We start from the raw sequence: 24931 nt of genomic DNA, 5'->3' as shown, positions 1-24931 counted from the left end.
TCCCCACGCGTTCAACGTCGACGACCGGAGGTCCGTATGCCTGGCCGAAAATCCCTCACCCTGCTGGCGGCAGCCGCACTGCTCTCCCTCGGGTTCCCGAGCCTGGCCGCGGACGCGGCCGAGGAGGCGACCTGCTTCGGGCGCGCCGCCACGATCTCCGGTTCGGGCAAGATCACCGGCACGGAGGGCAGCGACGTCATCGTCGGGTCGGCCGGCGTCGACACCATCGACGCGCTGGGCGGCGACGACCTGGTCTGCGGCCTGGGCGGCGACGACACCATCGCCGGCGGCCTGGGCAACGACCAGGTCGACGGCGGCGAGGGCGCCGACATGGTGCGCGGCGACCTGATCAGCACCCGGGCCAACGTGGACGGCGGCGGCAACGACATCGTCTTCGGGGGACCGGGCAACGACCGCCTCGGCGGCGACAGCATCGCCTTCGGCGGCACCGCCTCGGGCGGCGGCAACGACATGGTCTTCGGCGGCGACGGCGACGACCACATGGTCGGCGACAGCCGCGGCGGCATCAACGCCGCCGGCGGCGGCAACGACATCCTCGACGGCGGCAACGGCGACGACGCCATCACCGGGGACTCCTCCGCCGAGGTCACGGCGACGGGCCAGGGCAACGACGTCCTCGTCGGCGCCGCCGGCACGGACACCATCATCGGCGACAGCAACTCGGGCCACGCCGCCCACGGCCGGGACGACGGCAAGCTCTCCTCGTCCTCGTCCTCGTCCTCGTCCTCGTCGTCGTCTTCGTCCTCCTCGCGCCCGTCCTCTTCGCGCCCGTCCAACTCGCGTCCGGACTCCCCGCGCCCCTCGACGGCGCCCGCGGCTCCGGCCGCGCCCGCCGCGACGCCCGGCCAGAGCGCGGCCGCCGCGACGGACGGCGGCAACGACGTCATGGACGGCGGCGAGGGCGTGACCGACAGCTGCGACGGATCGGGCGGCTCCGACGTGGGCCTCGGCTGCGAGACCGTGGCCAACGTCCCGTAGCCGCTCGCGAACTCCCGATTCCCTCCCTGTGGGCCCCGGACTCCGGTCCGGGGCCTTCCGTCAACTTGCGTACAACACCACCAATATGAAAGTCGTACCGGTTTGCTCAAATGATCGTGATCGGTGACGATCCTCCCGGGCTGCCAAGAGCCCCGCTCGGCCGGTCGGTCGGGTGTCCCTCCCCCCTTTGGGATGTCCCCCCATGGCCACCTTGTGCCGACCGGCCGTCGCCGTTCCCGAACACGTCATCACCCTCGACCAGACCCTCGCCCTGGCGCGCACCCTGCACGCCGGACACCCCCAACTGCCCCTCGCCTTACGGCTGATCGAGAACACCGGCGTGCTCAAACGCCATCTGGTCCGGCCGATCGAGGAGGTCCTGCACCACGAGGGCTTCGAGGCCCGCAACCGGGTGTACGAGGCCGAGGCCAAGAGGCGCGTCCCGCACGTCGTCCAACGGGCCCTCGCCGACGCGGAGCTGACCGCGCGGGACATCGATCTGATCGTCTACGTCTCCTGCACCGGCTTCATGATGCCGTCCCTCACGGCCTGGCTGATCAACACGCTCGGGTTCCGCCCCGACACCCGGCAGCTCCCCATCGCCCAGCTCGGCTGCGCGGCGGGCGGCAGCGCCGTCAACCGCGCCCACGACTTCTGCACCGCCTACCCCGGCGCCAACGCACTGATCGTCGCCTGCGAGTTCTGCTCGCTCTGCTACCAGCCCACCGATCTCGGCATCGGGACCCTGCTCTCCAACGGCCTGTTCGGCGACGCGGTCGCCGCGGCCGTGGTACGCGGCACGGGCGGCACCGGCATCCGGTTGGAGGCCAACGCCTCCCACCTCGTGCCCGGCACCGAGGACTGGATCGCCTACAGCGTCCGGGAGACCGGCTTCCACTTCCTGCTGGACAAGCGGGTACCCGGCACCATGGAGCCGCTGGCCCCCGTCCTCGCCGAACTCGCCGGCCGACACGGCTGGGACGCCTCCGACCTGGACTTCTACCTGGTCCACGCGGGCGGCCCGCGCATCCTCGACGACCTTGGGACCTTCCTCGGGGTCCAGCCGGACGCGTTCCGCTTCAGCCGGGCCACGCTCACCGAGTACGGGAACATCGCCAGCGCCGTCGTCCTGGACGCCCTCGCCCGCTTCTTCGACGAGGGCGGGGCCACCGACCGCGCCAAGGGGCTGATCGCCGGATTCGGGCCGGGCATCACCGCCGAGATGTCCCTCGGCCGCTGGACCGCCCCGGCCGCCGCGAGCCCGGCGGGCGCGGCCGGGATGGGCGGTACGGCACGGCCCCCGGGCATCGGCCGGCAGCGGTCCGCCGACCCGGCCCTCCTCGGCCCGGCCCGCTGACCCACCCGCGACCCGCGACCCGACCCGCGACCCGCGACCCGCGCCCCGCGAGTCCCCCGCCCCCGCCCCGTCTTCCCCCGACCGACCGAGGACCCCATGCGCACCACGCCCCGGACCGACGCGACGGTCCACTCCTGGAGCCCGCCCGACCTCTGCGGCCTCGACTTCGACCCCTTCCTCGCCCGCATGCTCCACGAGGAGCCGGTCGCCCGGATCCGGCTGCCCCACGGCGCGGGCCACGCCTGGCTGGTGACCCGGCACGCCGACGTCAAGTTCGTCTCCGCCGACCCCCGCTTCAGCCGGCGGGCCGTCATGGGCAACGACGTCACCCGGGTCGCCCCCCACTTCATCCCGATGGACGGCGCGATGGGCGTGGCCGACCCGCCCGAGCAGACCCGGATGCGCAAGGTCGTCGCCGGAGCGTTCACCGCGCGGGCCATGCGCCGGTTGCGCGAACGCGCCCAGCAGGTGATGGACGGGCTGCTCGACGCGATGGAGCAGCAGGGGCCGCCCGCCGACCTCATGGCCCTCGTCCACCGGCCGTTCCCGCTGGCCATGGTCGGCGAGCTGCTGGGCGCACCGGCCGAGGACTGGCCCCGCCTGGCCCACTGGTCCGACACCGTCCTGTCCGCCGCCGTGGGACGGGAGGCGAGCGAGCAGGCCAAGGCCGAGATCGCCGGCTACTTCGCGGACCTGATCGGCGCCTGCCGCAGCGGCGCCGCCCGCCTGCCCCGGCAGCTCCCGCCCGGCGAGGAGGCGCCCCGCGAGGAGGCCCCCCGCGAGGACCTCGCCGCAGTCCTCGCCGACGGCATCGACACCGGACGGATCGGCTTCGACGAAGCCGTCGGCCTCGCGGCGCTGATCCTGCTGGGCGGCACCCACGCCCCGGACAACAACAGCGCCAACATGGTCTTCGCCCTGCTCACGCACCCCGGGCACCTCGCCCGGCTGCGCGCCGAGCCCGAACTCGTCCCCCGGGCCGTCGAGGAACTGCTGCGCTACATCCCGCACCGCAACGCCGTCGGCCTCGCCCGTATCGCCCTGGAGGACGTGGAGGTGGGCGGCGTGACCATCCCGGCCGGGGACGCGGTGTACGTCTCGTACCTCACCGCCAACCGCGATCCGGAGGTCTTCGCCGACCCCGAGCGCCTCGACTTCGACCGCCCCGCCTTCCCGCACGTCGCCTTCGGCTACGGACCGCACTACTGCCCCGGCGCCACCCTCGCCCGGATGGAGGCCGAGATCCTCCTCACCTCGCTGTGGGACCGCTTCCCGGACCTGCGGCTCGCCGTCCCCGTGGAGGAGCTGCGCTGGCAGCGCGGCGCCCTCATCCGCGGGCCCGAGGCGCTCCCCGTCCGGTGGTGACCCCACCCCCGACCGCACCGACCGCCCCCACCGCCCCGATCGCCCCGATCGCGCCGAGCAGGCAGGAGCCGAAGACCATGACCATGCTGTACCCGGGGGACGGCCTGGTGGTGCCGCCCGGCGGCGGGCGCACCGTCAAGACCGCCGCGCAGGAGGTGACGTTCAAGGTCACCGGCGCCCACTCCCGCGTGGCCTCCACCTTCGAGGTGGTCGTCCCGCCCGGATTCGACGTCGGGGCGCACACCCACACCCGCGGCGAGGAGCTCTTCTACGTCATCGAGGGCGAGCTGGAGGTGCTCGCCTTCGAGCCGGTGGTGCGCACGGGCGACGACTGGCGGGGCTGGGAGTCGGCTTCCGGGCTGCGCCCGGTACGGGCCACGGCCGGAACCCTCATCCTGGTCCCGCCGGGCTGCCCGCACGCTTTCGCCAACCCCACCGGGAAGCCGGCCCGCATGCTGTTCCAGTCGGCGCCTCCGCCGGACCACGAGCGGTACTTCGAGGAGCTGCTGGAGCTGATGGACGCCCACGGCGGCCCCGACCCGGCCGCCGTCGAGGAGCTGCGGGCCCGCTACGACATCCAGCAGCTGACCCCGCTGCGGCACACCGCGCTGCCGGCGCCGGGGACCGGGGCGGGCCGGTGACCGCGGGACGGCCGGTGCCCACCGGCCACCGCCGCGCCGAAGACCCCGCCGCCGACGGCGGGACGCGGCCGCACGCCGCGCCCGGCTCCATCCCCGCCCAGCACGGCCCCGCCGACACCCCTGCCGACACCCCCGTGCACTTCTGGCCGGTGGACCACCTCACCGCGCTCGACTTCGACCCGCTGCTGCACCGGCTGCTGCGCGAGGAGCCGGTCGCCCGGATCCGCATGCGCCACGGCGAGGGCGAGGCCTGGCTCGTGACCTCGTACGACCTGGTCAAGGAGGTGACCTCGGACCCGCGGTTCAGCCGGGCGCTGACCGTCGACCGGCCGGTCACCTCCATGACCCCGCACACCGTCGCCCCGGCCGGCGGCATCGGGCGCACCGACCCGCCCGACCACACCCGCCTGCGGCGCCTGGTGGCCGGGGCCTTCGGCCGCAAGCGGGTCGCCGCCCTGCGCGCCGGGGCCGAGGAGACCGCCGACCGGCTCGTCGCCGCCATGGCCGCCCAGGGCCCGCCCGCGGACCTGGCCCACGCGGTGACCGGGCCGATGCCGGAGCACCTCCTCGGCAGCCTGCTGGGCGTGCCGGCCGAGGACTTCGGCAGGCTCCAGCAGTGGCGGGCCCTCATCCTGTCCACCGACCGCTCCCGCCAGGAGGGCGACGGCGTCAAGGCCGAGATCGCCGCGTACTTCCGCGAACTGGCCGCCCACCGGGCCCGTTTCCCCGGCGAGGACCTCTTCAGCGACCTGGTCGCCGCCCACACCAGGGGCGAACTCAGCCGGCCCGAACTGGTCTCGCTGTCCGTGATGGTGGTCCTCAACGCGCTCGACCAGGTCCTGGGACAGGCCACCGCCATGGTGTACGCGCTCCTCACCCACCCGCGCGAGCTGGAGCGGCTGCGGGCCGAACCCGCGCTGCTGCCCCGGGCGGTGGAGGAACTGCTGCGCTTCCTCCCGCAGCGCAACGGCGTCGGCATGCCGCGGATCGCCACCGAGGACGTCGAGGTCGGCGGCCGCGTGATCCGGGCGGGCGAGGCCGTGTACGTCTCCTACCTGGCCGCCGACCGGGACCCGCGGGTCTTCACCGATCCCGACCGGCTGGACCTCGCCCGCAGCGAGGCCCCCCACCTCGCGTTCGGGCACGGCGCGCACTACTGCCTGGGCGCGGCGCTCGCCCGGATGGAGTGCGAGGTGGTCCTCGCGACCCTGCTGCGGGAACTGCCCGGCATGCGGCTCGCCGTGGAGCCCGCGCAGGTGCCCTGGCGGCGCGGCTCGGTCAACCGGGGGCCGGAGGCGCTGCCGCTGACGTGGTGAGGCACGTACCCGCGCCGCGCGCAGCGGCCCGGCCCGGAGCGGCGCTGCCGTCCCGGACCGGGCCGGGCCGCTGCGGTGCTTCAGTCCCGGGGCCGCCGTACGCACTCGATCAGGTAGTCCCCGGTCTCCGGATCCACGGTGACGCCGTGCGCCTCGCTGTGGAAGCCCGGGAAGGCCCGGTCGAACTCCTCCAGGTTGCCCAGGTAGCGCAGCAGCGGACCCCCGGGCGCCCCGATGGACTCCCCGGGCATCAGCACCGGGATCCCCGGCGGGGTCACCGTCACCATGGCGGCGGCCACCCGTCCCGCGGCCTCGCTCAGCCGGATCCGCTCCGTAGCGCCGCGGATGAGCTGCCGGTAGCAGTGCTGCGGCGGCGCCACCGGCTCGGGGAGCTGCTGGAAGGCGGTGTCGAGGGCCGCGATGAAGTCGGAGCCGGTCAGGTGCTCGTGCATCGCCTGGCACAGCTCGCGCAGCGAGGTCCCGGAGTAGCGCCGCGGGAACTGCTCGACGAGCTCCGGCAGGACCCGGTCCAGCGGCGCGTCCGCGTCGTACAGGGCCTTGAAGTCCATCAGGGCGTCCATCAGCGTGCCCCACTTGCCTTTGGTGATGCCCATGGAGAACAGGATCAGCGTCGTGTAGCTGTCCGTCTTCTCCACGACGATGCCGCGGGTGGCCAAGTAGGCGGTCAGGATCCGCGCCGGGATGCCCCACTCGGCGGTCTCGCCGGCGGCCGTGACACCGGGGCAGGTCAGCGTGACCTTGATGGGGTCGAGCAGGCAGTAGCCGTCGGTCAGGTCGCGGAAGCCGTGCCATTCGGCGCCGGGTTCGAGCTGCCAGCACGCCGGTTCGGAGGCCAGCAGGGCGGGCGGGGCGTCGGCGAACGGGATGCGCCCGCCGGTGGCGGGGTCGGTGACGGTGTCGGGCTGCCAGACGCCGAAGAACCACTGCGGCCGGTCCCCGGCCCCCGCGATGCGGCGCGCCGTACGGACCACGGCCTGGCGGAAGCGGATCGCCTCCGTCACCGCCTCGTCGATCAGCCACTGCCCCTGCGGCCCGTCCATCATCGCGGTCGCCACGTCCAGCGAGGCGATCGCCGGGTACAGCGGCGAGGTGGTGCCGTGCATCATGAACGCCTCGTTGAAACGCTCGTGTTCGACCGGGGCCCGCGGCGAGGACTTGACGTGGACCATGGCGCACTGGGAGAGCGCGGCCAGCAGCTTGTGCGTGGACTGCGTGGCGAACACGGTGGGGCGGCCGGGCGCGTCCCCGGCGGCGGTGTCGGTGGCGGTGGCAGTGTCCGGGAAGGTGTCCGGGCCGACGGCCATGCCGTAGCGCCCGGCGTACAGGGGGTGGAAGCGGGCGTAGGCGAACCAGGCCTCGTCGAAGTGCAGGCGCGGGGTGCTCGCCGCGAACGCGCGGGCTGCGGCGAGGGTGTCGTAGCACAGGCCGTCGTACGTGGAGTTGGTGACGACCGCGTACTGTGCGTCCCGCGACACCGCACCGGCCGCCAGCGGATTGGCGGCGATCCTGGCCGCGACGGCCCCGGGGGCGATCTCGCAGGGCGGGAGCGGGCCGGCCAGACCGTAGCCGTTGCGGGTGGGCACCAGGTAGACCGGGCGGGCGCCGGAGATCACCAGACCGTGCAGCACCGACTTGTGGCAGTTGCGGTCCACGAGGGCGATCTCGTCGGCGGTGACGCTGTAGTGGCCCACCATGCGGTCGGCGGTGGAGTCGCCGTGCAGCACGAAGTAGGTGCGGTCCGAGCCGAAGACGCGGGCGGCGTTGCGCTCGGCCTCGCCGATCGGGCCGTTGTGCTCGAAGAGGGAGCCCAGTTCGCCCACCGAGATCGACAGGTCGGTGCGGAAGAGGCGCTCGCCGTAGTAGTCGAAGAAGGCCCGTCCGGCGGGGGACTTGAGGAACGCCACGCCGCCGGAGTGGGCAGGGGTGTGCCAGGAGTACTCGTGCGCGTCGTCGAAGCGGCGCAGGGCCTTGAAGAAGGGCGGCAGGACGTCCTTGTGGTAGTTGCGGGCGGCGGTGGTGACGCGTCCGGCGATGAAGGCCGGGGTGTCCTCCAGCGGCCAGATGTAGCCGACCACGGTCTCCGACACCCACAGCGGCAGCCGCTCCAGGTCCTGGTCGTGGTCGTCCGCCATGACGAGGAACACCGGCAGGTTCTTGAACCGGCGCCCGATGTGCCGCAGGACGTCCGCGCCGCCGCCCTCCTCGGTGCCGCCGGCGGCGGAGCGCGGGAGGTCCCAGGCAACCACGGCCGCCGCGAGCCCGGCCTCGGTGCGCAGGGCGGCCCGGGCGTCGGCGGCGTTGGCCGCCCACCGCAGCTCCAGGCCCTCGTTCTCCAGTTCCTTCCCGATGCGCCGGAGTTGGTCGGCGCTGGCGCCGCCGCCCAGGGGGTTCTCGCGCAGTGCCAGCAGAACGGTGCCGTTGCCCATGGAGCCCGCTTTCCGTGGTCGGTGTGCAAATGCCCTTCTTGCGGGGCAGTCTTGCGGCTCACCGGGGACCAACGGCGAACGTCGGCGCCCGCTTCACCCGCAGGGGGAAGCGGCGGCGACCGCCCTTGACGGGGGCGGTCGCCGTGCGTCACAGCCGGGCCAAGGGCCGGCCGGGGCGGGGGATACGTTCCCGGGCGAGGTCAGGGCATCAGGGACGGGCGGCGGCGTGTTCGAGGACGGCGCGGACCTCGGCGGCGATCGCGCTCTCGTTCTCGTCGAACTCGGGGCCCGTCAGCGCTTGCGGATCGGCGGGCAGGCCGGTGAGCACGGGGGTGTGCAGGTGCCCGCCGGGCACGTCGGCGCGGCCGAGCTCGGTGCGCAGCCGGTTGGAGCGGTACGCCACCTCGTTGGACAGGTAGCCGCCACCGCCGCCCGCGACGGCCCGCGAGCCGGGCGTCGGCCCGTCGGAGCGGTCCACGGGGGCGGCGGCGCCCGCCGGTATCTCGGTGACGGCGGAGTTCAGGCGCACCGGGTACGGGGCCTGCACGGCGGCGGTGACGGTGTCCGCGGGCAGCGTGGTGCGGATGAACTCCGGCCCGGGGCCGAGGCCGGGGGCGGTCACGGGGTGCTCGCGGGTGCCGCCGGAGAGGGCGCCGGTGTTGTCGGGGTACGGGTCCGCCGAGCGGGACCGGCCGGCCCAGTCCTCGAGGGTGAACAGGCCCGGATAGCCCTGGCTGACGGTGGTGATGACGTCCGCCCGGTCGGGGCTGCCGCCCGCCAGGCGGGGGGTGAAGGCCCGCTCGACGATGCCGGAGTCGAAGTCCCCGTACCGCACGGGCAGGACGACGGCGCGGATCTCGGCGGGGGTGCCGTCGGCGAGGGTGATGCGCAGGCCGTTGAGGCGGAGCGCGGCGGAGCCGGAGGGGTTGCCGCGGCGGAGCTCCGCGTCGAGCCCGAAGGGGTCGAAGCCGCTGATGAAGATCCGCCGGACGCCGGGCGTGCCCCGGAAGGCGTTGTCGGTCAGGCCGCGCGAGGCGTCCTCGAAGCGGGTGCGCAGGGCGGCGCGGTCGACGGGGAACGCAGGCTCCCAGCGCGCGAGGGCGGCCGTCATGGCCAAGCGGGCCCAGTACAGGGGCCGGTCGTCGCCGGGGGCGAGGTCGCCGCCGGGGCGCCGGCCCTGGGCGCGGCGTACGGCCGTCTGCCACAGGGAGGTGCCCCAGGCGTCGAGCAGCCGGTCGGCGTCGGCGGGTCGGCGGGCCGTGCACAGGGCGGCGGGGAAGCGGCGGACGAACTCCCCGAATCCGGCGCCCTCGACGAGCGCGGTGGTCCGGGCGTCGCCGAGGCGGGCCTGCTCGGCGTCGAGGGGCGCGGTGGCCGAGGTACTGCAGGTGGCGCCGTCGTCCGAGGGCCGGGCGTCGGCGTACGCGGGGGCGGCGAGAGCCGTGGACAGGACGGTGGCGAGGAGGGCCGCGGCGGATGCGGCACGCCGTAAGGGCATGATGCGAGAGGACATGCGATGTGACATTACATAGGCCTCGCCACCCCCACCAGACACCCGCGGCCCGCCCGCATCCGATCCGGACACGGCCCACGACCGGGTGAATCACCCGAGTTTGCTCGGTACTGGTATGAGATGGGCCCCGCACACCCCCTCAGTCGATGGGAGATCCAACATGAAGATCCGTACCATGGCCGCCGCAGCCACCCTGGCGCTCTGCGCGACGCTCGGCGGGGTCGGATCCGCTGTTGCAGACAGCACCGCCACCGGCACCGCCATCGGTTCGCCGGGCGTCCTCTCGGGCAACGTGGTCCAGATCCCGATCCACATCCCGATCAACGTCTGCGGCAACAGCATCAACATCATCGGTGCACTGAACCCGGCGGGTGGCACCGTCTGCATCAACAGCTGACCGGTCCCGAGCGGGCTTGACCCGACCTGACCGACCCCGTGTGCGGTGCTGCCGGATCCGTCCGGCGGCACCGCACACGCACGTCACCGACCGCTCCTACACTGCTCCGGGGCGGGCCGAAGGGGCCGGGTGCGGCAACAGCGGACCGGAAGGGTCGGAGCAAGGGCGTGGCGGAGATCGAGCAGTGGGCCGGACCGACGCCCGCCCGGCGGCGTCAGGCCGCAGCCCTGGCCCTGTGGCAGTGGCGGGCGCCGGTCCTCGCCTTCGACATGGACGAGGAGTGGGGCGTCGACCCGTCAGCGCTGGAGACGCTGTTCCGGCTGGCGGCAGCGCCTCCCGGTGAAGCCTCGGACCGCGCCTACGCGCAGGCGGTCGCCGAGCTGTGCACGGCCCCGCTGTTCACCTCCGAGGTAGACCCGGACACCGTCCGGCTCGTCCAGTTGGAGGTCATCGCCGCCCTGCCGGCCTTCGGTGAGCCGCCCGACGGTCCGGGCCCGGACGGGGCCGAGCGCTTCCTCGACGCCGTGTCCGGACTGGCGGCGTACCTCGACGGCCTAGTGGAGGACTCCTTCCACGACCACCCGTCGCAGGACGCCCACCGCCGGTACCTGGACGGCGCGGCGGACCGCCCGAGGGGCGCGGGCTATTTGGCCTCCCGCAGCCACGCCGTCGCATCCGCCTGCCACAGCGGCCTGAGGGCCCTCCCCGAAGCCGCAGGGCTGCTCGACTCGCCCGCCGGCCGCGAGTTGCTCGCGCTGTGCGAGGACTTCGGCCGGGAAGCCGCCACGACCCTGCACTGGCTGCGCACGACCGGCTACTGACCGGATTCCCTCAACCGTGCGAGGGCGACCGTACGGGCGGACCATGGAACTGGTGCGCAGGAGAGTGAGACCGAAGGAGCACTCATGAACACGCCCGAACCCGCGCGCAGCACGCGACGGAGAACCTCGCACGCGGCCGCGTCCCGCGGTCGCTCCTGGATCCGACCGGTCGTCGCACTGCCCTTGGTGGCTGGGCTGGCCCTCACCTACACCCCGGCAGCCGTCGCCGGCCCGGTCTTCGGTACGACAACACGCGTGGACTGCGACGAGGTCGCCATGCATCGCCTCGGATTCAGAATGGGCAGCGCTGATGGACTTGAGGACGGCCGTGTGGACGGCCGAGCCGAGGCCTACAAGAAGAGCTACGACGACGTCATGAAGTCCCAGCAGGGCATCACCGAGGACGAATGCAGGCAGTTGGGCCTCGCCGCCTACAAGGATGCGTACGGTCCCGCCTACGAGAAGGGTTTCGCAGAGGGTTCCGCGGAGGGCAAGAAGGCCGGCAAGGAGGACGCCCAGAAGGACAAGAAGACCGGGCTGACGCGCAATGTCAGGGTGAACATCGGCGACGTCACCGTGACGCCCGCGACCGGACCGGTGGACTGCAAGAAGGGCGTGGCGTTCTCCGCCACCCTCCAGGCCACCAGCAAGGGAATCGTGAATTACCACTGGGAGAAGGCTGGAAAGCGGACCGCAGGGACGGTCGAGTTCGTCGGCGCGGAGGGTTTCGAGAACAAGACGGTGACCCTCACCGCACCGGTGGCCGGGGCTTCCGGGAGCACGGTCACTGCCCTGGTGACGCTCGTCATCGACAGCGGCCCGTCCAAAGGCGTGACACACACCGAAGGCTTCCAGATCACGTGCCAGTGATGCGCCGGGCACTTCCTCGGGACCTCAGGCCACCGAGCGGATGCGGCGGACCAGGACGGAGCCGGCGAGGGCGAGGAGGGCGGCCAGGAGGTACAGGGCCGTGTAGCCGCCGAGGCGGGCGACGACCGGGGCGGCGATCACCGGGGCCAGCACCTGGGGCAGGGCGTTGGCGATGTTGATGACGCCGAGGTCCCGGCCGTGGTCCTCGGCGGTCGGCAGCACATCGGTGAGCAGGGCGAAGTCCACCGAGGTGTAGACGCCGAAGCCGATGCCCAGGACGAGCGAGGCGACGATCGCACCGGTCCAGGTCTGCCACACGGCGAGCAGCAGCGTGGCCGTCGAGATCACCAGTCCCGAGCCGACGACGTACGACTTCCGCCGGCCCGTGCGGTCGGAGCGGATCCCGCCCACGACCACCGTGGCGAGCAGGGTGCAGGCGTTGAGGGCCGTCAGGACGAGCACGCCCTTGTCCGCGTCGCCCCGGTAGTGCACGGCGTCGGTGAGGTAGTACAGCAGGTACATCGTGCTCACCGAGTACGAGAGGTTCATCAGGAACCGGGTCAGCCAGGCCCAGCCGAAGTCCGGGTGCCGGCGCGGGTCGATCCCGAAGCCGGCGAGGAAGGCCCGCAGCCGGAACGCGGGCCGGTCCGCGGGGTCCAGGCGGGTGTCGCGCCGCATCAGCACGTACGGGAGCGCCGCCGGCACCGCGAAGGCCGCGCACGCCGCGTAGCCGGCGGCGACGGTGCCCGCGGCCGTGGCCAGCGCCGTCCCGAGCAGGATGCCGGCCACCTGGGACACGCCGAGCCAGCCGCCGACCAGCCCGCGCTGCCGCGCCGGCACCTGGTCCGGCACGGCAGCGGTCAGCGCGGCGAAGGCGGCGTTCAGGGCCAGTTGCACCAGGCACCAGCCCGCCGTCACGCCCGCGATGCTCGAGGCCCGCGCCAGGACCAGCAGCCCGCCCGCGCCGCCCGCGACCCCGCCGAACACCCAGGGGATCCGGCGGCCGGTCCGCGCCGTCGTGCGGTCGGAGAGCGCGCCGAAGACCGGGTTGGCCACCATCGACACGGCCGCCCCCGTGCCCGTGACCAGGGCGAGGGCGGAGGCCTTGTGGTCCGGGGCGAGGAGTTCCGCCTGCCGGGCGAGCAGCAGCTGCAGCGGCCCGAACCACCCCACCCACACGCCGAGGTTGGCCAGGGACAGGGCGCCCACCCAGCCGCCCCGGACCGGCCGGCCGCTGCCGCTGCCGCTGCCGCTGCCGCTGCCGCTGCCGGTCAGCGGCTCCTGCGCCGTGCCGTCGGCGGTCATCTGCCGCTCTTGATCACGCCGCGGTACCAGGCGTAGGACTCCTTGGGCGTCCGCTGCAGCGTCTCGTAGTCGACGTGGACCAGCCCGAAGCGCTGCCGGTAGCCCTCCGCCCACTCGAAGTTGTCGAGGATGGACCAGATGAAGTAGCCGCGGACGTCGACGCCCTCCTCCATCGCCCGGTGCAGGGCCCGCAGATGGCCGTCGTGGTACGCGATCCGCCGCGCGTCCGCGATGCGGCCGGTCGCCGGGTCGGGCCCGTCACCGTACGAGCAGCCGTTCTCGGTGATGTACACGGGCGGCAGCCGGTCACCGTAGCGCCGGTGCATGCCGACGAGCAGTTCGCGCAGGCCGTCCGGGACCACCGGCCAGCCGAAGTCGGTCCGTTCGCACGCCTCGATCTCCCGGATCGCGAACGGCAGGCCGCCCGGCAGCTCGATCCCGCCGAAGGCCCCGCCGGGCGCGGTGTCGGCCGGCTCCGGGGCGCCGACGAGCATCGGGTTGTAGTAGTTGATCCCGTACCAGTCCAGCGGGGCGGAGATGGTCCGGAGGTCCTCCGCCACCGGGCCCGGCAGCAGCGCGGCCAGCCCCTCGTCCGGGTAGGTGCCGGTCAGGACCGGATCGGCGAACAGGCGGTTGGTGAGCAGGTCGTACAGCTCGGCGGCGCCGCGGTCGGCCTCGCTGTCGCCCGCGGTCCACACGGGGCTGTGCGAGGCGGCGATGCCGATCCGGCGGGCGCCCGCGGCCCGCAGGGCCTGGACTCCCAGGCCGTGGGCGAGCAGTTGGTGGTGGGCCGCGGGCAGGGCGTCGAAGACGAGGCTCTTGCCCGGGGCGTGCTCCCCGAGCCCGTAGCCGAGGAGGGTGACCTCCGCGGGCTCGTTGATGGTGATCCACATCGGGATCCGGTCGGCGAGCCGCCCCGCCACCACGGCGGCGTACTCGGCGAAGCGCTCGGCGGTGTCCCGGGAGAGCCAGCCGCCGCGCTCCTCCAGGGCGAGCGGGGTGTCCCAGTGGAAGAGGGTGGGCACCGGGGCGATCCCTCGGGCGCACAGCTCGTCGACGAGCCGGTCGTAGAAGTCCAGCCCCTTGGGGTTGGCCTGCCCCCGGCCCTCCGGCAGGATCCGCGACCAGGAGACCGAGAACCGGTAGGCCCCGACGCCGAGTCCGGCCATCAGCGCCACGTCCTCGCGGTAGCGGCGGTAGTGGTCGGTGGCCACGTCCGCGTGCGAGCCGTCCTTGATCCTGCCCGGTTCGCCGGTGAAGGCGTCCCAGGACGAGGGGCCGCGGCCGTCGGCCGCCGGCGAGCCCTCGATCTGGAAGGCGGAGGCGGAGACGCCCCACAGGAAGTCGGCGGGGAACACGGGCAGCGGCGCGGGGACGGACGCAGTCATACGGGCTCACTTCGGTCGCGGGGGCGCGCGGAGCCGACGCGGCGGGGCGGCGCGCGTGCGGTCGAGCGCGGTACTGACCGCACTGTTGGCCCCGGGAGCCCGCCCTGTCAATGGAAAGTGAACAATCCTCAAGTTTTATCCGCGCGCCCTCACCCCGCCAGGGCGGTGGTGACCACCAGCGGCGGCCGGGCCCGCTCGGCGGTCCAGTCGTACGCCGCCACGAGGGCCGGGTCGGCGAGGGCGGCCGCCTCGTCCACGGTCGGCCGCTCCTGCACCACCGCCCGGAACCCGGAGTGCTCCAGCAGCTCCGGCAGCACGCTCACCGGCCAGGCGTGGTTGTGCACCTCCTGCCAGGAGCCGTCGGTGCGCCGCAGCCGCAGGGTCAGCTCCTCGTCCGGCCGCAGCGCCCCGTCCCCCGTCCCGCCGATCCGCAGCGAGGCGTACTCCAGGCCCGCGCAGTCCGGGTCCGTCGTCAGCAGCACGAGCAGCCCCCCGGGCCGCAGCAGCCGCCGGATCTCGGTGAACACCGCGAGCACCGCCTCCTGCGTCGGCAGGGAGGCCAGCACGTGGTTGCACATCACCGCGTCGGCGCACTCGTCCGGCAGCCCGGTCACCCGGCCGTCCTCGACGAGGTGGTACTCGGCCACCGCGGGGGCACCGGCCCGGGCCAGCGCCAGCATCTCGGGGGAGGCGTCGACCCCCACCACCCGCACGCCCAGCTCGCGCGCCGCCCGGTCGGCCACCCCGCCCGGCCCGCACCCGTAGTCCACCAGGGTCAGGTCCCCGGGGGTCCCGGCCGTCCCGCCGGTCCCGCCGGTGCGGCGGGCCAGCGCCGCGAACACGAACGGGTACCCCAACAGCCAGTCCGTGGCCGCCTCCACCGCCGCGAACGCCTGCGCCCCGTCCGCCCCGGACCAGGTACCGCCCTCGGCGTGCCGCTCTCGATCCTCTGCACCGTTGCTCACACCTCCCCACTATCCGCCCGGTGGGACCGGCTGCCCGGGCGGCACGCCCGGGTGGCCGCCCGAACCGCGGCAGGCCGAGGGCGTCACAGCACCGGGTCGGGGTCCGGGTCCGGGGCGGGTTCGGCGGCGCGGGCCGAGAGGCCGGTCAGCGCCAGCGCGCGCAGCATCGCCGGCAGGTCCCATCGGTACGAGGTCCCGCCCCCGTGCACCAGCTCCTCCAGGGCCTGCGGGGTCAGCCGGCGGCCTTCCGCGGCGGCCAGCAGCTCCGCCGCGGCCGGGCCGGCGGTGTCCAGCTCCCAGGACAGGAGCTCCTTGTCGTGCACGTAGCGGCCCATGCCGCACTCCAGCCCGTCGTCCTCCAGGTCCTCCGGGTACGGGGCGCGGGCCCAGGAGCCGTTCTCGTACCAGTACACGCAGCCCAGCTGCGCGCCTTCGAGGTAGTCGCGCAGCTCCTCGTACGGGAGCCACTCGGGCCCCTGCGCGAGCATGTCGACGGGCGGCTCGTGCCACTTGACGCTGCTCGACTCGTCCTCCCCGTAGAGCACGAAGCGGCCCTCGCCCCTCGGGGCCAGGGTCCACCACGTGCAGCCGCTGTCGTCGAGGTGGAGCCCCTCCCCGTCGATCCAGGTGCCCGTGCGGTGGCCCCCGCGGCCCTCGTCCCCGGTGTGCGCCCTCAGCACGGCGACCAGCGCCCACCGCGCCCACAGCACGTCCGCTGCGGGCAGGTCCTCGGGTCGGCCCGGGTGGTGGATCGCCATGGTGTCCGTACTCCTCCTGCAGTGGCGGCTGCTGACCGACCACCAGCCTACGGCCGGCGTCGTGTGGCTGCCGTCAGCGGCGGGCGAGGCGGGGGATGAGGCGTTCGGCGTTGCCGCGGTGGACGGCGTGGAGCTGCCCGTCCTCCCAGTGCGGGTAGCCGTCCAGCCCGTCGTCGAAGCCGCTGCACCACTCCTCGGGCACCATGGGGAAGTCGCTGCCGTACAGGAGGTGACCGGGCGCGGCGAAGGCGAGGAGCGAGGGCAGCGAGGCGGGGCCCGCGCAGAACGCCGTGTCGAAGTAGAAGCGCCGCAGCTCGGCCAGGAGGTCCTCCGACGTGGTGCCCGGACGCAGGCGGGCGGCGGCCGCGAAGCGGTGGGCGGCGTACGGCAGGAAGCCGCCCGCGTGGGGAAGGATCAGCTTCAGCCGGGGGTAGCGGCCCGGGACACCGGCGACCGCCAGGTGCAGGGCGGTGCGGGCGGTGTCGTACGGGAAGTCCACCAGCGGGCTGGGCAGGCCGGGGACCATCGCGCCCGGCGGCGCGGTGGGGTGGACCAGGACCACCGCGGCGCGCGCGTCCAACTCGGCCCAGAGCGGCTCGAACTCGCGTTCGCCGAGGTAGTGTCCGTGGGCGTTGGACAGGACCATCACGCCGTCGGCGCCCAGCTCGTCCAGGGCGTGGACGGCCTCGGCCAGCGCCCCGTCCACGTCCGGCAGGGGAAGGACGGCGAAGTGGCCGAAGCGGTCGGGCCGGTCCTTGACCAGCTCGGCGGTGAACTCGTTCACGTCCCGGGCCGCGGCGCGGGCTGCCGCCCCGTCATCGGGGCCCGCGAGCGGAGCGGCGTACGACAGGATGCCGGTGGCGATCGAGCGGCGGTCCATCATGGCGATCGCGCCCTGCGTGTCCCAGGCGGGCACGGGCCAGCCGAGAGCGGCGGCGCGGTCGGCGATCGCGCGGCTGCGGTCAGGCGGGATGACGTGCTGATGCACGTCGATACGTGAGCACGCGTACATGTGCGCTTCGCATCTCCTTGCTCCGTCCTGCGGGCGGGTCGTCGGCCGGTGCGCGGCGGACGGGGCTGCGGCGGGGCGGCCGCAGTCCATGACAGTCCACGGCGCCGCCGGCCGCCAGCGCCCGCGAGGGCTGCCGCCGCCGATCCACCCGTCCGGCCCCTCGGCGGTGAGCTGCCGCTCCGCGCGGGCGAGCCTTGTGAACACCCCCGCCCCCGGGCACGATACGTCGGTGATCGCCGGCGATACCGCACCGCAGGACGACCCCTTCCTCGCGCACCGGCGGCTGCTCTTCGCCACCGCGTACCGGATGACGGGTACCGTCACCGACGCCGAGGACATCCTCCAGGACGCCTGGCCGGCCTGGAGCAAGGAGGACCGGTCCGAGGTCCGCCACCCCAAGTCCTACCTGGTGCGGACGGTGACCAACCTGGCCCTGAACCGCCTCACCTCGCCGCGGGCCACCCGCGAGGATTACGTGGGGCCGTGGCTGCCCGAGCCCCTCCTCACCGCACCCGACACCGCCGAGGAGGCCGAACGGGCCGACAGCGTCTCGACCGCCGTGCTCGTCGTCCTGGAGACGCTCACCCCCGTCGAGCGCGCGGTCTTCGTCCTGCGCGAGGTCTTCGGCTACTCCCACGCCGAGATCGGCGAGGTCCTCGACCGGCCGGAGGCGACGGTCCGGCAGATCTCCCACCGCGCCCGTCACCACGTCCGGGCCGGCCGCCCGCGCTTCGACACCGACGCGGCGCAGCGCGAGGAGATCACCGCCCGCTTCCTGCGCGCCTGCGCCCGCGGCGACCTGAACGCGGGGATGGAACTGCTCGCCCCCGAGATCACCGCCTGGTCCGACGGCGGCGGCAAGGTCAGCGCCGCGCGCCGCCCGCTCCACGGCGCCTCCAACGTCGCCCGCCGGCTGCTGGGCGTCCACACCCAGCCCCAGATGGCCGGCGCCGCCGCCGAACCCGCCGTCATCAACGGCGGGCTGGGCGTCCTCTACCTCCAGGGCGGCACGCCCATGGGCGCCCTCACCTTCGACATCGAGCACGGTCTGCTGCGCAACCTCCGCTTCCGGATCAACCCCGACAAGCTCGGCGGCCTCCGACCCTGACGTGCGCCCCGGCCGCTCCTTGACCTCAACCAAACTCCAGGTCCTACGGTGGCCGCATCGCACCGACGATCACCCACAGGGGGCCGACATGACGACCCGACAGATCTCCGACGCCGAACTCGCAGCCCAGCCGGCGGCGTACTGGACCGGACTGGCCTACGAGGCGCTCATCGCGTTCACCCGCGACCGGCAGGCCGAACTCGGCTTCACCCAGCCCCAGTACTGGGTGCTGCGCAACCTCTCGCGGGACGACCTCTCGGCCGACGGCCGCGGCATGACCGTCGCCGAACTGCGCCGGGCCATGAGCAGCTACCTGCGCCCGGAGGACGACCTGGACGCCGAGGCCGAGGTCATGCTGGAGCGCGGCTGGCTGACCCGCGACGGCGAGCAGCGGCTGTGGATCACCGAGGAGGGCGAGGCGGCCCGCGCCGGCCTCAAGCAGCACGCCCCCGCGATCCGCGAGCGGATCCACGAGGGCATCGACGACGCCGACTACGTCACCACCTTGAAGGTCCTGCGCCGGATGCTGCACAACACCGGCAGCGCATTCGTCTAGGGGGCTGTGGTCGCGGGTGTGCCCGTGCGGGCGGCCAGGTGCCGTTCCAGGGGGGTGCGGTAGCACGCGGTGACGCGGGTGTCGCCGAGGAAGGCGGTCAGGCGGGCGGTCTCCGCCTCCACGGCGGCGCGGGCCTCGCGGCCGGGGTCGGTCAGCAGGTGGTGGTGGATCCGGCCGTCCGCGGCCTGGGCCCAGGAGCCGATGATGCGGCCGTTCCACCACACGGTGGGGCCTATGTTGCCGCTGCGGTCGAAAAGCTCCGCGGTGTGCTCGGGGTCGAGGTACCAGGCGCGGTGCCGCCAGCCCATGGCCGTCGGGTCCAGGCCGGGCAGCAGCGCGGCCGCGGGCTCGACGGCGGCCGGGTGCGGGGCGTCCAGGTCCTCGGGCAGCAGGTAGCCGGGGGCGGGGGAGTCGTCGAGGGCGACGGCCACGGCCGCGGTGGCGGCGAGGGCCTTGCGGGTGTCGGTCAGCGTCCAGCCGGTCCACCACTTCATGTCGTCCACCGTGACGGGGCCGAACGCCCCCAGGTAGTGCCGGGCCAGCACGGCCCGCGCCTCGGCGGCGGGTAGGCGCGGCAGCGGCCGGGCCGGCGCCCAGTGGAACTGCATGGAGGTCCAGGAGCCGGCCGGCCGGTCCCGCCGGATCCGGCCCTCGGCGGCGAGTACGCCGAGGACCGGCGTACCGGCCCGCTGGCGGGACTCGTACGGCTTGCCGGGCGAGACCACCAACTGCTCGCGCAGCGCGGGGACGTCGGCGGCGAGCTGTGCGGCGGTGGCCCGGCCGCGCGCCGCGATCGCCTCGAGCACCGCCCGCTCCACGGCCGCACAGCGCTGCTCGTCCCAGCCGAGCTCCCGGTGCAGCCGGGCGGCGGTCTCGGTGCGGTGGCGTCCGGCGGCCGGGCCCGTGGTGGCGGACTGCACGGCCGGGGCCAGGTCCGCCGGGACGACGAACATGGTGCGGCGCATGCAGCGGATCCGCTCCAGGACGGGGCCGCCGGCCGCGCCACCCGTGTCGTACAGGGAGCGGTCGATGGCGGCCGGGGTCGGGGCCTGCATCCGGGCGGCCGCGGCGAGGAACACGGTCGCGGGGTCGGTCGCGTGCAGGCCGACCAGGGCCTGCGCCACCGCCTCGGCGCTCTCCACCCGCAGGGAGGGCGCGAGCCGGTGCCGCTGCACGAGGCGGGCGCGCCGCTCGGCGCCGGTGATGCGGGGGAGGCGAGAGGGGAGGGGCAGGGGCGCGGGCAGGGGCGCGGACAGGGGCGCGGACAGAGGGGCGGACAAGGGCTCGGCCATGGGTCAGCGCACGACCTTGATGCCGAACGGGGTGCCGAAGCCCAGGGCGAAGCCGATCGCGCTGTGCAGATGGGCGTACATCTCCATGCCGCGGGCGCAGACCAGCGGGCCCAGGTCGAGGACGTCGCTCCAGCCGTACGCCTCCAGCAGGTCCTTGGCGTGCTGCTTGGCAGCGTCGTCCTCGCCGGCGACGAACATGGTGTGCTCGCCGGAGACGGCCGCCGGGTCGACGACGGTCTCCTGCTCCTGCGTCACGAAGGCCTTGACCACCTTCGTCCGCGGCAGGGCGCGCTGGATCCGCTCCCCGAGGCTGTCGGTGTCGCAGGGGTCCAGCTTCGGCATGACGCCCCACGGGGTGGGCCAGGGGTGCTCGGCATCGGGGTTGTAGACGTACGGGACGCCGTAGTCGATCAGCGTCTTGCCCGCGAGGGGCTCCGCGATGGCCGACAGGGCGGCGACGGCGCTGTGCCCGTCGATGCCGCTGATGACCACCTCGTCAGCGGCGGCCGCGGCCTCGCCGAACGTCAGCAGCGTCACGCCGGGGTGTTCGGCCAGCCAGTTCCCGAAGGGCACGTTGCCCATCATGTCCGGCTCGGTCCGGGCCAGGGTGGCCTCGGGGTCGCGGGTGCCGACGAACACCTCGTGGCCGAGCTCCACCAGCCTGGCGGCGTGCGCGCGGCCACCGCCGCCGGTACCGAGCACTGCGATCTTCATGGGAAACCTCCGCTTTCGTTGCTTTCCGCCCTGTTTGTTCGTGCGGACCTCGTCCACGGTAGGGGCCTTTCAGGACAGCAGCTGTCCTTTGACTCGGGCAGAGTGGACCGCATGACGAGCGAGATGACCGCCCGCATGCTGCGGCTGCTGTCCCTGCTGCAGACCCGGCGGGAGTGGTCGGGCACCGACCTGGCCGAACGCCTGGAGGTGACCGTCCGCACGGTGCGCCGCGACATGGACCGGCTGCGCCACCTGGGCTACCCCGTCGAGAGCGCCCGCGGCCACGCCGGCGGCTACCGCCTCGCCTCCGGCACCGACCTGCCGCCGCTGCTCCTGGAGGACGACGAGGCCGTGGCCGTCGCGGTGGCCCTGAGCACCGCCGCCGGCGGCCTGACCGGCATCGAGGAGACCGCGCTGCGGGCCCTGGCCAAGCTCGAACAGGTCCTCCCGCGCCGGCTGCGCGGCCGGGTCACCGCCCTGCAGGGCTCCCTCACCGGTATCGCCTGGGAGACCCGCGGGCCCCGGGCGGACCCGGCCCTCCTGGCGGCCCTCGCCACCGCCTGCCGAGACCACGAGGTGATCGCCTTCGACTACACCACCCGCCAGGGCGCCGCCGCCGCACGGCGCGCCGAGCCCTGCCACCTCGTGGCCTCCGGCGACCTCTGGTACCTCCTCGCCCACGACACCGAGCGGTCCGACTGGCGCCTCTTCCGCCTCGACCGCATCACCCGCCCCACCCCGACCGGCCGCCGCGTCCCGCCGCGGCCCGTGCCCGGCGACGACCCCGCGGCCTTCGTCGCCGCCCGCCTGTCCGCCGCGCCCACCCGCCACCGGGCCCTGGCCACCGTCCGCGCCCCCGCCGACCGCATCCGCGCCCGGACCCGGGGCCTGGTCGGCCGCATCCGCCCGCTCGACGCGGACACCTGCCTCGTCGACGCCTCCGACGACTCCCTCACCCGCATCGCACGGACCCTGGCCGGCCTGGGCTCCGACTGGTCCTACACCCTCGACGCCGACCCCGACGTCCTCGACCACCTGCACGCCACCGCCCGGTGCCTGCTGCACGCCACGGGACGCTCGAACGCCGCCGAGGAGGACGGCTCCTGACGGGCGCGTCACACCATCGGATGGAATCACCGCCCTCCGCGGGTGGGACACGCCCGGCCGGCGCCCCGCCGGGGTACGCGGCGGGCACAGTGGTGAGCCCACTCCCCGCCAGAGGAAGGGCCGCACCACATGCCGTACCCGACGGGCGTCCTCCCTGCCGTGCTCCCCGCCCTGCTGTCCGCGACGCTGCTGGCGGCGCCGGCCGCGCCCGGCGCACCCGCCCCACCGGCCGCCCCCGCCGTGGCCCCCTCCGCCCCGGCGCCGGCCGCCGCGGCCACCCCGTACGACGGCCAGCCCCAGCACGGGACCGCCCTGTTCAGCGTGAAGTCCACGAACAACGCGGCCGCCCAAGCGTTCACCGTCGCCAGCAGCCGGATCTCCCGCATCAGCGTCTACCTCGCCAGCGCCGCCGCCACCGGCAGCATCACCGCGCAGATCCGCCGCGACAAGGCGGACCCCGCGACCGCACTCGCCACCCGCACCGTCACCCTGGCCTCGCTCGGCGGGGCCGGAGCCGGCTGGCTGGAGTTTCCGCTGACCGCCGACGTCACCCCGGGCACCTCCTACTACCTGCACCTCCAGGCCACCACCACCGAGAACAAGGCCATCGCCTGGTACGGCACCAAGAACCCGGTACCCGCCTCGCTGACCAGCTGGAACTACGACAAGGCGTACTGGGGCGGCTGGCACGCCGAGACCAACCGACTCGCCTTCCACGTCAACCCCGCCGGCAGCGCGCGCTGCGGCGAGAGCGAGCCGTGCTACGTGCCCGCCACCGCACTCGCCGCCCGCACCGCCGGACTCCTCTCCAACGGCACCGCCGTCGAGGCCGTCGCACCCTCCTTCGCGGTCGGCGCCTCCTACGTCGAAGGCAGCAACGTCCTGCGCCTGCCGTCCGGCCGCTGGCGCCACCTGCCCTCCGGCGCCTCCGCGTCGGCGGTCGTCCCCGCCGACGACCCCGGCGCGCTCGCCCGGATCGACGAGAGCCGCGCCTGGCTGGCCGCAGGCCGCGTACCCGGCACGGACCCGGCCCGGCGGGCCGCCGTACAACGGGCGCTGCTGTCGATGCGGGCCCTGCTGCGCCCCAACGGGGCCTTCGCCGCAGGCTGGTCACCGGCCTGGGAGTACTCGTGGCCGCGGGACGGGGCCTTCGCCGCCGTGGCCTTCGCGGCCACCGGCCACGACGAGGAGGCGTACCGCATCCTCACGTACGACGCCGGCACGCAACGCGCCGACGGGACCTGGGAGGCCCGTACGAAGCTCGACGGCAGCGGACCCCCGGACGACCGGAAGTGGCAGCTCGACGCCAACGGCTGGGTGCCCTGGGCCACCTGGCAGTGGTACCGGCAGGCACCGGGCGGCGACCGGGACGAACGGCTGCGGGCGCTGTACCCGATGGTCGCCGGGGCGGCCGACCGCGCCGCCGGCTCCCTCACCGCCGACGGGCTGCCGCCCGCCTCCCCCGACTACTGGGAACTGCCGACGGACGCCCCCAACATCGGCACGGCCGCACCGCTGCTCGCCGGCCTCGACGCGGCCGCCGACCTCGCCACCCGGCTCGGCCGCAGCGAGGACGCGGACCGCTGGACCGCGGCGGCCCGGAAGCTCGCCGGCGGTATCGCCGCCTCCTTCGCCCCGCGCGGCTACCCGCGCACCGCCGACGGCGCCCACGGCCGCGACAGCGCGGCGGCGTTCATGGGGCCCCCGTTCAACCCGGCCCCGGCCGGCCTGCGGGCCGCACTGGACTCCACGTACCAGGCGCTGCTGCTGCCGAACGGGGGGCTCTCGCCCGGCAACGACCCCGGATTCAGCTGGGGTTCGTACGCCTGGACCGCCAGCACCACCTTCTTCGCGCTGACCTGGGCGCACCTGGGCGGCGCCGACGCGGCCAAGGCCGACCGGGTGCTGGACTGGGTGCTGTCCAAGCGCAACGGCCTGGGCGAACTCCCCGAAACCGTCAACGGGTCCGGCAACCCGTCGTCCGTGGCCCCGCTCGGCTGGACCGACGCCCTGCTGGTGATGACCGCGGCCGCCCGCGACGGCAGCCCGCTGCCCACCCCGCCGCTGCCGGCGGCCCCGTAGCGAGGACGGCGCCCCCGGGTTCGGCGGGGGCGCCGTCTCAGACCTGTTCGGTGGGGCGGATCAGGAGCTCGGCCAGGGCGACGTGCCGGGGGCGGGTCACGATGTAGCCGATCGCCTCGGCGACGTCCTCGCTGCCGAGGCGCTCGATCCGGCCGAGGTGCGACGCGAGCAGCTCCTGCACCGCCTGCGGGTTGTGCCCGCGCAGCTCGGTGTCGACGCTTCCCGGCTCCACCACGGACACGCGGACGTGCTGGAGCGCCAGCTCCTGGCGCAGCGCCTCGCTGAAGGCGCCGACACCGAACTTGGTGGCGCAGTACACCGCGGACATCCCGAAGGCCATCCGGCCCGACAGCGAGCCCACGTTGACCACGTCGGCGACCTGTCTCGGCCCCGCGGCAGCCGCCTTGACCAGGTGCGGGACCGCCGCGTGCGTACAGAACATCAGGCCCAGGAGGTTGGTGTCGACCATGCGCCGCCAGTCCGCCAGATCCGCTCCCGGGGCCGGGCCGAGCAGCATCAGGCCCGCGTTGTTCACCAGCGTGTCCAGCCGCCCGAGCGCCTCGACGGTACGGTGCACCGCCTCGGCCGCGCCCGCCTCGTCGCTGACGTCGACCGCCACGACCAGGCTGGTGCCGCCCGCGCCGTCGATCTCCGCCGCCAGATCCATCAGCCGGTCCTCGCGCCGCCCTACCAGCGCCACCGCGGCGCCCTCGCGCGCGAGCTCCAGGGCCGTGGCGCGTCCGATGCCGCTGGACGCCCCCGTCACCAGGGCTACGGTCTCCTCGAGTTTCCCGACCATGAAGCAGACTCCCTCGCGCAGAGCAGGATCACCGCGTGGCCGCGCCGGCCGTGCGGACCGGGGGCTTCGGAGGATCCCTTCCAGCCTCGCGGCCCGGCTCACCCCCGTTCGACGGGCTG

Annotated in this window: 22 protein-coding genes; 12 read left to right on the top strand and 10 right to left on the bottom strand. The window is 74.5% G+C overall.

Going from position 1 to position 24931, the window contains the following annotated elements; genetic code table 11:
- The first annotated feature begins 36 nt into the window (after positions 1-36).
- The 5 genes from ABZ924_RS14840 (at position 37) to ABZ924_RS14820 (ending at position 5678) form a co-directional block, all read left to right on the top strand.
- The gene (locus ABZ924_RS14840) at positions 37-999 is read left to right on the top strand and encodes a calcium-binding protein (RefSeq protein WP_361908451.1); all 963 of its coding nucleotides are present in this window, start codon (positions 37-39) and stop codon (positions 997-999) included.
- A 202-nt stretch (positions 1000-1201) separates the two neighbouring features.
- Positions 1202-2356 (top strand): type III polyketide synthase, encoded by a 1155-nt coding sequence (locus tag ABZ924_RS14835; RefSeq protein ID WP_361908448.1) that lies wholly within the window; start codon positions 1202-1204, stop codon positions 2354-2356.
- A 96-nt stretch (positions 2357-2452) separates the two neighbouring features.
- The gene (locus ABZ924_RS14830; RefSeq protein ID WP_361908446.1) at positions 2453-3721 is read left to right on the top strand and encodes a cytochrome P450; all 1269 of its coding nucleotides are present in this window, start codon (positions 2453-2455) and stop codon (positions 3719-3721) included.
- 77 nt (positions 3722-3798) lie between these two features.
- Positions 3799-4362, top strand: coding sequence for a cupin domain-containing protein (locus ABZ924_RS14825; RefSeq protein ID WP_361908443.1), 564 nt, complete (start codon positions 3799-3801; stop codon positions 4360-4362).
- A 14-nt stretch (positions 4363-4376) separates the two neighbouring features.
- A complete protein-coding gene (locus ABZ924_RS14820) occupies positions 4377-5678 on the top strand; it encodes a cytochrome P450 (RefSeq protein ID WP_361908441.1) in 1302 nt (433 codons plus the stop codon).
- Between the two features lie 80 nt (positions 5679-5758).
- Here the strand turns inward: ABZ924_RS14820 and ABZ924_RS14815 are convergent, their stop codons facing one another.
- Positions 5759-8125, bottom strand: coding sequence for an Orn/Lys/Arg decarboxylase N-terminal domain-containing protein (locus ABZ924_RS14815; protein ID WP_361908439.1), 2367 nt, complete (start codon positions 8123-8125; stop codon positions 5759-5761).
- 208 nt (positions 8126-8333) lie between these two features.
- Entirely contained in the window at positions 8334-9623 is a 1290-nt protein-coding gene (locus ABZ924_RS14810; protein WP_361908436.1) for a pyroglutamyl peptidase, read from the bottom strand.
- Positions 9624-9798: 175 nt separating this feature from the next.
- On the opposite strand from ABZ924_RS14810, the gene ABZ924_RS14805 reads away from it, so the two are divergent.
- The 3 genes from ABZ924_RS14805 to ABZ924_RS14795 all read left to right on the top strand — a co-directional run bounded on the left by ABZ924_RS14805 (position 9799) and on the right by ABZ924_RS14795 (position 11726).
- Positions 9799-10035 carry a chaplin gene (locus ABZ924_RS14805; protein ID WP_361908433.1) on the top strand — a complete coding sequence of 79 codons (237 nt, stop codon included), beginning with the start codon at positions 9799-9801 and terminating at the stop codon, positions 10033-10035.
- 167 nt (positions 10036-10202) lie between these two features.
- Positions 10203-10856, top strand: a complete 654-nt coding sequence (locus ABZ924_RS14800; protein ID WP_361908430.1) for a hypothetical protein — start codon at positions 10203-10205, stop codon at positions 10854-10856.
- A gap of 84 nt (positions 10857-10940) precedes the next feature.
- A complete protein-coding gene (locus ABZ924_RS14795; protein ID WP_361908427.1) occupies positions 10941-11726 on the top strand; it encodes a hypothetical protein in 786 nt (261 codons plus the stop codon).
- Between the two features lie 24 nt (positions 11727-11750).
- Here ABZ924_RS14795 and ABZ924_RS14790 read toward each other — a convergent pair whose 3' ends face one another.
- The 5 genes from ABZ924_RS14790 to ABZ924_RS14770 all read right to left on the bottom strand — a co-directional run bounded on the left by ABZ924_RS14790 (position 11751) and on the right by ABZ924_RS14770 (position 17130).
- The gene (locus ABZ924_RS14790; protein ID WP_361908425.1) at positions 11751-13031 is read right to left on the bottom strand and encodes an MFS transporter; all 1281 of its coding nucleotides are present in this window, start codon (positions 13029-13031) and stop codon (positions 11751-11753) included.
- Positions 13028-14419, bottom strand: coding sequence for a GH1 family beta-glucosidase (locus ABZ924_RS14785; protein WP_361908422.1), 1392 nt, complete (start codon positions 14417-14419; stop codon positions 13028-13030). The genes ABZ924_RS14790 and ABZ924_RS14785 overlap by 4 nt, the downstream gene beginning before the upstream one ends.
- Before the next feature lie 149 nt (positions 14420-14568).
- Positions 14569-15384: a class I SAM-dependent methyltransferase gene (locus ABZ924_RS14780; protein WP_361908420.1), complete on the bottom strand. Its 816-nt coding sequence runs from the start codon at positions 15382-15384 to the stop codon at positions 14569-14571.
- An 83-nt stretch (positions 15385-15467) separates the two neighbouring features.
- Positions 15468-16142, bottom strand: a complete 675-nt coding sequence (locus ABZ924_RS14775) for a hypothetical protein (protein ID WP_361908417.1) — start codon at positions 16140-16142, stop codon at positions 15468-15470.
- A 73-nt stretch (positions 16143-16215) separates the two neighbouring features.
- Complete coding sequence (locus ABZ924_RS14770; RefSeq protein WP_361908414.1) at positions 16216-17130, bottom strand: amidohydrolase family protein; 915 nt, start codon at positions 17128-17130, stop codon at positions 16216-16218.
- A 253-nt stretch (positions 17131-17383) separates the two neighbouring features.
- Here ABZ924_RS14770 and sigJ point away from each other — a divergent pair, with 253 nt between their 5' ends.
- Both sigJ and ABZ924_RS14760 read left to right on the top strand, forming a co-directional pair.
- On the top strand, positions 17384-18262 hold the full coding sequence (gene sigJ / locus ABZ924_RS14765; protein ID WP_361908411.1) for an RNA polymerase sigma factor SigJ: 879 nt from the start codon (positions 17384-17386) through the stop codon (positions 18260-18262).
- Positions 18263-18350: 88 nt separating this feature from the next.
- Positions 18351-18818 (top strand): MarR family winged helix-turn-helix transcriptional regulator, encoded by a 468-nt coding sequence (locus ABZ924_RS14760; RefSeq protein ID WP_361908409.1) that lies wholly within the window; start codon positions 18351-18353, stop codon positions 18816-18818.
- Here ABZ924_RS14760 and ABZ924_RS14755 read toward each other — a convergent pair.
- Positions 18815-20110 (bottom strand): winged helix DNA-binding domain-containing protein, encoded by a 1296-nt coding sequence (locus tag ABZ924_RS14755; protein ID WP_361908406.1) that lies wholly within the window; start codon positions 20108-20110, stop codon positions 18815-18817. The two genes, ABZ924_RS14760 and ABZ924_RS14755, sit on opposite strands and share 4 nt — an antisense overlap.
- Positions 20111-20113: 3 nt before the next feature.
- Positions 20114-20824, bottom strand: coding sequence for an NAD(P)-binding domain-containing protein (locus ABZ924_RS14750; protein WP_361908403.1), 711 nt, complete (start codon positions 20822-20824; stop codon positions 20114-20116).
- 111 nt (positions 20825-20935) lie between these two features.
- On the opposite strand from ABZ924_RS14750, the gene ABZ924_RS14745 reads away from it, so the two are divergent.
- A complete protein-coding gene (locus ABZ924_RS14745) occupies positions 20936-21931 on the top strand; it encodes a WYL domain-containing protein (RefSeq protein ID WP_361908400.1) in 996 nt (331 codons plus the stop codon).
- 129 nt (positions 21932-22060) lie between these two features.
- Positions 22061-24013 carry a hypothetical protein gene (locus ABZ924_RS14740; RefSeq protein ID WP_361908398.1) on the top strand — a complete coding sequence of 651 codons (1953 nt, stop codon included), beginning with the start codon at positions 22061-22063 and terminating at the stop codon, positions 24011-24013.
- A gap of 37 nt (positions 24014-24050) precedes the next feature.
- Here the strand turns inward: ABZ924_RS14740 and ABZ924_RS14735 are convergent, their stop codons facing one another.
- The gene (locus tag ABZ924_RS14735; RefSeq protein ID WP_361908395.1) at positions 24051-24812 is read right to left on the bottom strand and encodes an SDR family NAD(P)-dependent oxidoreductase; all 762 of its coding nucleotides are present in this window, start codon (positions 24810-24812) and stop codon (positions 24051-24053) included.
- Between the last annotated feature and the right edge of the window lie 119 nt (positions 24813-24931).

This window comes from Streptomyces sp. NPDC046876 (assembly GCF_040645035.1).
Classification (GTDB): domain Bacteria; phylum Actinomycetota; class Actinomycetes; order Streptomycetales; family Streptomycetaceae; genus Streptomyces.
The sequence above is the reverse complement of the archived record's forward strand: the minus strand, read 5'-3'. Positions and strand labels throughout refer to the sequence as shown.

Bases quoted from the DNA above. Each gene is read 5' to 3' on its own strand.
- ABZ924_RS14755 (WP_361908406.1), bottom strand. From the start codon at position 20,110: ATGGCCGAGCCCTTGTCCGCCCCTCTGTCCGCGCCCCTGTCCGCGCCC.
- ABZ924_RS14835 (WP_361908448.1), top strand. From the start codon at position 1,202: ATGGCCACCTTGTGCCGACCGGCCGTCGCCGTTCCCGAACACGTCATC.
- ABZ924_RS14830 (WP_361908446.1), top strand. From the start codon at position 2,453: ATGCGCACCACGCCCCGGACCGACGCGACGGTCCACTCCTGGAGCCCG.
- ABZ924_RS14815 (WP_361908439.1), bottom strand. From the start codon at position 8,125: ATGGGCAACGGCACCGTTCTGCTGGCACTGCGCGAGAACCCCCTGGGC.
- ABZ924_RS14790 (WP_361908425.1), bottom strand. From the start codon at position 13,031: ATGACCGCCGACGGCACGGCGCAGGAGCCGCTGACCGGCAGCGGCAGC.
- ABZ924_RS14840 (WP_361908451.1), top strand. From the start codon at position 37: ATGCCTGGCCGAAAATCCCTCACCCTGCTGGCGGCAGCCGCACTGCTC.
- ABZ924_RS14745 (WP_361908400.1), top strand. From the start codon at position 20,936: ATGACGAGCGAGATGACCGCCCGCATGCTGCGGCTGCTGTCCCTGCTG.
- ABZ924_RS14795 (WP_361908427.1), top strand. From the start codon at position 10,941: ATGAACACGCCCGAACCCGCGCGCAGCACGCGACGGAGAACCTCGCAC.
- ABZ924_RS14735 (WP_361908395.1), bottom strand. From the start codon at position 24,812: ATGGTCGGGAAACTCGAGGAGACCGTAGCCCTGGTGACGGGGGCGTCC.
- ABZ924_RS14775 (WP_361908417.1), bottom strand. From the start codon at position 16,142: ATGGCGATCCACCACCCGGGCCGACCCGAGGACCTGCCCGCAGCGGAC.
- ABZ924_RS14805 (WP_361908433.1), top strand. From the start codon at position 9,799: ATGAAGATCCGTACCATGGCCGCCGCAGCCACCCTGGCGCTCTGCGCG.
- ABZ924_RS14740 (WP_361908398.1), top strand. From the start codon at position 22,061: ATGCCGTACCCGACGGGCGTCCTCCCTGCCGTGCTCCCCGCCCTGCTG.
- ABZ924_RS14750 (WP_361908403.1), bottom strand. From the start codon at position 20,824: ATGAAGATCGCAGTGCTCGGTACCGGCGGCGGTGGCCGCGCGCACGCC.
- ABZ924_RS14760 (WP_361908409.1), top strand. From the start codon at position 18,351: ATGACGACCCGACAGATCTCCGACGCCGAACTCGCAGCCCAGCCGGCG.
- ABZ924_RS14810 (WP_361908436.1), bottom strand. From the start codon at position 9,623: ATGCCCTTACGGCGTGCCGCATCCGCCGCGGCCCTCCTCGCCACCGTC.
- ABZ924_RS14825 (WP_361908443.1), top strand. From the start codon at position 3,799: ATGACCATGCTGTACCCGGGGGACGGCCTGGTGGTGCCGCCCGGCGGC.
- ABZ924_RS14785 (WP_361908422.1), bottom strand. From the start codon at position 14,419: ATGACTGCGTCCGTCCCCGCGCCGCTGCCCGTGTTCCCCGCCGACTTC.